This window comes from Kitasatospora sp. A2-31 (assembly GCF_022288725.1).
Taxonomy (GTDB): Bacteria; Actinomycetota; Actinomycetes; order Streptomycetales; family Streptomycetaceae; genus Kitasatospora.
In genome coordinates, this window is record NZ_JAKNTA010000058.1 from 1 (window position 1) to 7,261 (window position 7,261).

At 71.2% G+C, this 7,261-nt stretch carries 6 protein-coding genes and 1 pseudogene; 2 read left to right on the top strand and 5 right to left on the bottom strand.

Annotated elements, in window-relative coordinates:
• A partial coding sequence (locus MCM47_RS38965; RefSeq protein WP_238951649.1) for a UPF0182 family protein occupies nucleotides 1-2,623 on the bottom strand: 2,623 nt, incomplete at its 3' end.
• 163 nt (nucleotides 2,624-2,786) lie between these two features.
• Here MCM47_RS38965 and MCM47_RS38970 point away from each other — a divergent pair.
• Entirely contained in the window at nucleotides 2,787-3,350 is a 564-nt protein-coding gene (locus MCM47_RS38970) for a PPA1309 family protein (protein WP_238951645.1), read from the top strand.
• Nucleotides 3,351-3,374: 24 nt separating this feature from the next.
• Here the strand turns inward: MCM47_RS38970 and MCM47_RS38975 are convergent, their stop codons facing one another.
• The 4 genes from MCM47_RS38975 to MCM47_RS38990 all read right to left on the bottom strand — a co-directional run bounded on the left by MCM47_RS38975 (nucleotide 3,375) and on the right by MCM47_RS38990 (nucleotide 6,731).
• The gene (locus tag MCM47_RS38975; RefSeq protein ID WP_238951646.1) at nucleotides 3,375-4,457 is read right to left on the bottom strand and encodes a PDZ domain-containing protein; all 1,083 of its coding nucleotides are present in this window, start codon (nucleotides 4,455-4,457) and stop codon (nucleotides 3,375-3,377) included.
• Nucleotides 4,458-4,499: 42 nt separating this feature from the next.
• On the bottom strand, nucleotides 4,500-4,688 hold the full coding sequence (locus tag MCM47_RS38980) for a hypothetical protein (protein ID WP_238951647.1): 189 nt from the start codon (nucleotides 4,686-4,688) through the stop codon (nucleotides 4,500-4,502).
• 182 nt (nucleotides 4,689-4,870) lie between these two features.
• Nucleotides 4,871-5,311 (bottom strand): molybdenum cofactor biosynthesis protein MoaE, encoded by a 441-nt coding sequence (locus tag MCM47_RS38985; protein ID WP_238951648.1) that lies wholly within the window; start codon nucleotides 5,309-5,311, stop codon nucleotides 4,871-4,873.
• A 271-nt stretch (nucleotides 5,312-5,582) separates the two neighbouring features.
• Nucleotides 5,583-6,731 carry an NAD-dependent epimerase/dehydratase family protein gene (locus MCM47_RS38990; protein ID WP_374209278.1) on the bottom strand — a complete coding sequence of 383 codons (1,149 nt, stop codon included), beginning with the start codon at nucleotides 6,729-6,731 and terminating at the stop codon, nucleotides 5,583-5,585.
• 211 nt (nucleotides 6,732-6,942) lie between these two features.
• Between MCM47_RS38990 and MCM47_RS38995 the strand changes: the two are divergent.
• Nucleotides 6,943-7,261, top strand: a pseudogene (locus MCM47_RS38995) (hydrolase); the annotation flags it as partial.

Genomic DNA, 7,261 nt, shown 5'->3' on the forward strand with positions numbered 1-7,261 from the left:
CCAGTGCCTTCTCCAGGTTGTCCTCGACCGCGACCACCGCGTTCTCGTTGCCGTAGGTCGCCAGCACCTTCTTCAGCACCGGCACCTTGGCGCTGCGGCCGATCAGGTAGACCGGCTCGACGTTGAGCAGGCCTCCGCCGACCGGCAGGGTCAGCAGGTTGCCGTACTCGATGTCGGAGTCGGTACCGGTCTTCAGCAGGGTGAGCTGGTTGGCTACCAGCGGGTCCGAGTTGAACTTCGCCTGGACCTGCTTCGCCCCGAGCGCCCGGGAGTCGGTCTCCATCTTGGCGATCCGGATCTTCCCGTAGTCCGGCCCCGGGTCGGCGCTGACCGACATGAAGGCGGCCAGGTTGTCGCGCCCGCTCGGCGTGAACGAGGTGGTGAGCGAGAAGCTCGCGGCCTTGGCGTCGGGCATCCGGACCGTCAGGTAGTACGGCGGCTGGACCTCGTTGGTGTTGGTGGTCGGGTCCGCCGGCACCTGCCAGATGTCGGTGCCGTTGAAGAAGCCGCCGGCGTCGGTCATGTGGTACTCGGCGAGCAGGTCGCGCTGCACCTTGAACATGTCCTGCGGGTACCGCAGGTGCGGCATCAGCGTGTCCGGGATCTCGGCCTTCGCCTTGACGGTGTCCGGGAACGCCTTCATCCAGGTCTTCAGCACCGGGTCGTTCTCGTCCCACTGGTAGAGCGTCACCTCACCGGTGTACGCGTCCACGGTGGCCTTGACCGAGTTGCGGATGTAGTTGACCTGGTTGGCGGCGGTCAGCAGCTCACCGCGCTGGTTGGTCAGCGAGTCCTTGGTGACGTCGCCCAGCGTCGTCTTGGACGAGAACGGGTAACCGTCCGAGGTGGTGTAGCCGTCCAGCACCCAGACCACCTTGCCCGGCTGGCCGGCGGGGCCCGCCTGCACCACCGGGTACGGGTCGGCGTCGATCGACAGCCAGGGCGCGACCTTCTCGACCCGCTCCTTGGGGGTGCGGTCGTAGATGACCTTCGCGCCGTCCTTGATCGCGCTGGAGTAGAGGATCTGCGGCTCGGCGAACTTCACCGCGTACGCGGCCCGCGTGAGCGGGTTGGACAGCGAGACGCCGCTGCCGCCGTCGTAGGTGGAGTGCACCGGGGTGCCGTCCTCGGCGGTGTAGTCGATGTCCTGGTAGCCGCCGCCGACGATCGAGTACGTCGTGGTCTTCTCGCCGTAGTAGACCCGCTGCTGGTAGGGGCCGAACGCGCCCTTGGTCGGCAGCGCGGACTCGGTGTAGACCGGGTTGCCGTTGGAGTCCACCTGGTTGCCCTTGGCCGCGATCACGCCGTAGCCGTGGGTGTAGTTGAAGTGGTCGTTGATCCAGTTCCGCTGGATGCCGTTGAGGTCCAGCTCGCGCACGCCCAGCACGGTGTCCTGGGCGCCGTACCGGTCCACGTCCAGCGACTTGGGGAAGGCGTAGTACTTGCGCAGCGCCTCGTTCTGCTGGAACGTCGGGCCGACCACGTTCGGGTCGAGCAGCCGGATGTCCGTGATGGTCTGGGCGTCCGGCTTCAGCGCGTCCGCGTTGGTCGCGTTCGCCGGGTTGTACGGGGTGACCTGGCTGTCCGCGATCCCGTACGCCTGCCGCGTCGCGTCGATGTTCTTCTGGATGTACGGCGTCTCCTTGGCCTGCTCGTTCGGCTTGACCTGGAACTGCTGCACGATCGCCGGGTACACCCCGCCGATCAGCACCGCCGACAGCACCATCAGCCCGAGGCCGATCAGGGCCGGGGCCCAGGTGCGGCGGATCGGGGTCAGGAAGAAGAGCACCGCGCAGATGATCGCGACGAAGAACAGGATGGTCTTGGCCGGCAGGAACGCGTTGGCGTCCACGTAGCGCAGGCCGGTCCAGCCGCTGACGCCCTTGTAGGAGCCGGTCTTCACCGCCAGGGCGTACCGGTCGAGCCAGTACGCCGCCGCCTTCAGCAGCACGAAGACGCCGAGCAGCACCGCGAGGTGGCCCTGCGCACCGGCGCTGGCCCGGCGGCCCGGACCCTGCAGCCGCAGGCCCCCGTACAGGTAGTGCACCAGCACCGAGGCCAGCAGCGAGACGATCACTGCGCTGAACGCGAAGCCGAGCACGAACTCGTAGAACGGCAGCTCGAAGGCGTAGAAGGAGACGTCCATGCCGAACTGCGCGTCCTTCACGCCGAAGGACGTCCCGTTGGTCCACAGCAGCCAGGTCCGCCACTGGCCGGAGGCGGCGGCACCGGCCACCAGGCCGATCACCAGCGAGATCCCGATCAGCGTCCAGCGCTTGAACGGGGCCAGCCCCGACCGGTAGCGGTCCAGGCTCTGCTGCTCCACCGACATCGCCGACAGCGGCGGCCGCAGCCGGTGCGCCAGCCAGAGGTTGAAGCCGACGATCACCGCCATGAACAGCCCGAACACGGCGAACAGGCCGATCTTCGTCCAGAGCTGGGTGGTGAACACCGAGGAGTAGTGGACCGACTTGAACCAGAGCCAGTCCGTCCAGAACCCGGAGAACATGACGAACAGCAGGAACAGCACCGCGAGCACGCCCAGGGTCAGCAGGAGCACCCGCGCGCGCCGGGAGGGCGGGCCTACCCTTCGCCGGAATCCCGGCCCTGAGCGTTCCGGCATCTGGAAGACCACGGTGGCACCTCGGCTGTGTCGTCTGGAGTCGGTCGGTCGTCAGTGAAACTAAACCAGGCTCTGGCCGAGTTCCCACCGTTAGCAGACGGTTACTCCGACCCCGCAGGAGCCGTGGCGCCGCCCGGGGGCCCCGGCGTGTGAGGATTGAGGCATGTCCGATGTCTCCAATTCCCCCGACGACGTCTCCAAGCTCCCGGCCGCCAGCCCGCTGACCCGGGCCGCGCTGGAGATCGACGAGTACGCCGCCACCCTCGGCTGGGACCTCCCGGCCCGCCTGTTCGCCCTGGTGGACAGCGCCGCGCTGCGCAAGGCCGACCCCCGGATCGCGAAGCAGCTCGGCCTCGCCGACAGCGACGAGGCCGGCCTCACCCCGGTCGAGCAGGACGAGCTGCCGGCCGGCATGGAGCTCGACAAGTTCCTCGGCACCATCGCCTGGCCGGACGCCGTGGCCGGCTGCGCCCTGGTGGTCGAGCGGCTCATGCTGCCGCCGGGCGCCGAGCAGTCCCGCCCGCGCAACGCCAGCGACGCCCAGCTCGCCGAGTGGGTGGCCAACCACCCCAAGCGCGAGGAGGTGCGGATCACCGCCGCCGTGCTGCGGGACGGCAAGAAGGAGATCGCCCTGCGGCTGCGGTCGAAGGACACCGCCCGCGAGGTGCTGACCGGCCCCGACCTGGTGCCGGGCCTGACCGAGGCCCTGCTGGCGACCTTCGCCTGATCCCGGACGGCCGGGGCGGTCCGGCTACTTGGCGCAGGACGGCAGCGCGGAGGTCTGCCCGGAGCGGATCTGCTCCAGCGACTTCAGCGCGCCGTCCAGCGTCTCGGCCTTGACCAGGGTCAGTCCGGACGGGGTGTTCTTGCCGGCCTCGGCACAGTTGCCGGCCGGGGTGAAGAAGTACTCGGCCCCGGCGTCCCGGGCGGCGATCAGCTTCATGGATATCCCGCCGATCGGGCCGACCTTGCCGGCGTCGTCGATGGTGCCGGTGCCCGCGACGAACCGGCCGCCGGTGAGGTCCTCGGGCGTCAGCTTGTCGATGATGCCGAGCGAGAACATCAGCCCGGCGCTGGGCCCGCCCACGTCCTGCAGGCCGATGTCGATCTGGAACGGGTAGGTGTGCCGCACGCCGGGACGGATGCCGACCATCGCGCTGCCGGTGTCCGGGGACTTCACGGTCGGCACGGTGACGTCGGTGCGGGCCGCCGACGGATCGGTCTTGGCGGCGTCCCTGGCCATCGGCACCACGGTGAAGACCACCGACTCGCCGGGCTGGTGCTTGGTGACGGCCTTGGCCACGCCCTCCGCGTCGGTCACCGGCGCGCCGTCGACGGCGACGATCCGGTCGCCGGCGTGCAGCCGGCCCTCGGCCGGGGCGCCGGCGGTGACCGACTGGACGATCAGCTCGTTGCCGACCGGGATGCCGAGCTGGGTGAGCGCCGCCGTGCGCGCGTGGTCCTCGGAGAGCGCGAACTCCTCGGCGTTCTGCTTCTTGGCGTCCGCGTCCGTCTGACCCTTCGGGTAGACGTTGTCGTGCGGCACCACCAGGACGTCGTCCCGCAGCCACCCGATCACCGCGTTGACCAGGCTGGGCTCGTACTTGGCCCCGGTGACCTGGACGGTGGTCATGTTGAGGTGCCCGCTCACCGGGTACGACTCGTGGCCGGTGACGGTGATCACCGGTGTACCCGTCTTCTCCTGCACCCCGAGCGTGTTGTACGTCGGCCCCGGGCTCATCTCGGTGTACGGCACCTTCATCAGCACCGAGACGCAGAGCAGCGCTATGAGCAGCAGGGTGGCGGCGAGCATCGTCGCAGAGCGGCGTGGCATGCCTCGACAGTACGGGACGCGGGTGACGCGGCGCCCCCCGGGCTACCGGCCCGAGCCCTCGCTCCGGCCGGCGCCGACGGTGGAGCGTTCCATCGCGGCCGTGAAGCGTCGGTGTTCGGCGAGGGAGGCGGGGTCCCCGGTGGCTCGCGGAGCCCGCTGGGCCCAGCCCGCCCAGACGGTGGCGAGCAGTGCGGCGACAACCGGAATGATCAACCAGGCGAGCACAGCCATGTCAGTACTCCCAGCTCGTCGTGTCTATGAGCAGATTAACCACCCCGCTGGACAACGCGGACGGCGCCGTCCGGGTTACGGGACAGCCGATCGGCTCACTGCCAAGGAGTATTCGGCGCAGCGGCCCACACCCGTTCGAGTGAGGGCCCGGCGCGCCTGCGTGCCGACGGTGTTCGGGCAGGTCAGCAGCTTGCGGCGCCGACCCACTCCTCCTCGCCGTCGGAGAAGACCTGGTGCTTCCAGATCGGCACCTCGTGCTTGAGGTCGTCGATCAGCCGGCGGGCGGCGGCGAAGGCCTCGCCGCGGTGGGCGCAGGAGACGGCGACGATCACGGCCTTGTCCGTGATGTCCAGCCGTCCGATGCGGTGCACCGCGGCGAGCGCCTTGACCGGGAAGTCGGCGACGATCTTCTCGGCGATCCGGCGCATCTCCTGCTCGGCCGTGGGGTGGCAGCTGTACTCCAGCGCGGCCACCGACTTGCCGCCGTCGTGGTCACGGACCGTCCCGACGAAGACGGTCGTGCCGCCGGCCGCGTCGTCGCCCACCGCCTCGTACACCTCGTCGAGCGAGAGCGGGGTGTCGCGGATGGCGAGCAGGCGGATGGGGTCGTGGTTCTCGGACATGCCCCCATGATTCCCCATCCGGATCCGGTTCGGGCAGGGGATTCCGTATCACGATTGCGAGATTTCGCATCGTGAGAAGAGCTGCGACTCGGGAGCGCACCGGCGCGCCGGAGCAGCCGCAGGGGCCAGGGCCGCGCGGCCCGCGGCGCCCGGCGGCCGGCGGCCCGCCACCCGGGCTCAGGCGGGCGGGCCCCGGGGGGATCAGCCGGGCGGGATCGGCGGGGCGGACTCGGACCGACGGACTCGGACGGGCGGCCTCGGACGGGCGGGATCAGAAGCGGCGCCGCTTGCGCGCCCGCCGCACCAGCGCCGCCGTACCGACCAGCGCCACCGTCGCCCCGGCCGCGCCCAGGCTGGTCGCGGCCTCCTTGCCGCCCAGCCGGCGCCCGGCCACCGCGTGCTTGCCGGAGACCTGTGCCAGCAGCTCGGCCAGCACCTGCTCGTTGGTGTAGAGCGGCCGCCAGCCCGCCTCGTGCAGCCGGCTGCCGGAGACCACCCACGGGTACATGGTGTAGGCGAGGTCCCCCGCAGGTGCCGGGGTCAGGCCGAGCCGGTGCAGCCGGGCGGCGGTGCCCAGCGCCAGCGACGCCGGCAGTTCCATCCGCCGGATGCCCGACAGCCGCTCCACGTCCTCCTGCTCCAGCCAGCCGTCGCAACCGACCGTCACCTCGCCCTCGACCAGTCCGAGCGCCGCGTACTCCAGCGCCGCCGCCAGGTCGTCCACGTGGCAGAACTGCCAGCACGGCCGGGAACCGGCCACCACCAGGAGGCGGGGAGCCTCGAAGTGCCGGGTCAGCACCGTGTCGACGCCCGGCCCGACCACCACGGCCGGCCGCAGCACCGTCACCTGCAGGCCCGGGTGGGCGCGCGGGGCCCGCCGGGCCAGCCGCTCGATCTCCAGCAGGTCCCCGACCAGCGAGGCCTCCTCGGTGGCCCGCAGCTCGGAGTCCTCGGCCAGCGGCACCTCGTTGTCGGCCAGCGCGCCGTAGACCATCGCCGAGGTGCAGAGCACCACCCGGTGCACGCCGGCCGCCGCGGCGGCGGTCAGCACGGTCTGCGCGCCGCGCACGTTGTAGGCGCTGCGGGCGCGCGGGTCGGACTCCATCCCGAGGTCCATCGCCAGGTGGACCACCACGTCCACACCGGCCAGCCGCTCGGCCACCGCGGGGTCGCGAACGTCGAGGATGCGCCACTGCACGCCCGGCACCTCGCCCCGGCGGTCGTCGACCGCGAGGACCTTCTTCACTCCCGGCGAGGCCACCAGGCGGGCCGCGACGCGCTCGCCGAGCACCCCGGCGGCACCCGTGACGGCCACGGTCAGCGGCCTGCCGCCGTAGGCTGGAGGCGGCGACGCCGTGGTGTCCGGGGCGTCCTCTCCTCCGGTCAGCCCAGAGCGAACGTCCGAAGGCGGGGAACTCACCGGCCATCCTCCACGGTTAGCTTATGTGCGTACGTACGTGTGTCACGTACGTCCATCCTGCCCGAGGCGGAGGCCCGGCGGTGCACCCGGCGCGGGTCAGCCGCACCGGGAGCCGCCCACCGGCCGCGAGTCCCCCCGCTCCGCCGACCGCCCCGGGCCCGCAGACCCACCGCCACCACCCGCATGACGGCCGACCGGATCGAGGACCCCCGTGAGCGACCTTCCCTTCGGATTCGGCGTTCCGCCAGAGGAGCCCGAGGACGGCAAGGCCAAGCCCGAGGACGCCAAGGGCGGGCCCGGCGACGAGCAGAAGAAGGAGCAGGGCGGCCCGCAGCCGTTCGGCTTCGCCGGCGGGAACCCGTTCGGCGCGCTGTTCGGGATGGGCATGCCCGGCGGCCCTGGCACGCCGGGTGCCCCCGGTGGCGCCGACAACCCGTTCGCGGCGATGTTCGGCGGCCTCAACCCCAACGACCTCGGCGCAGCGTTCCAGCAGCTCGGGCAGATGCTCTCGTTCGAGGGCGGCCCGGTGA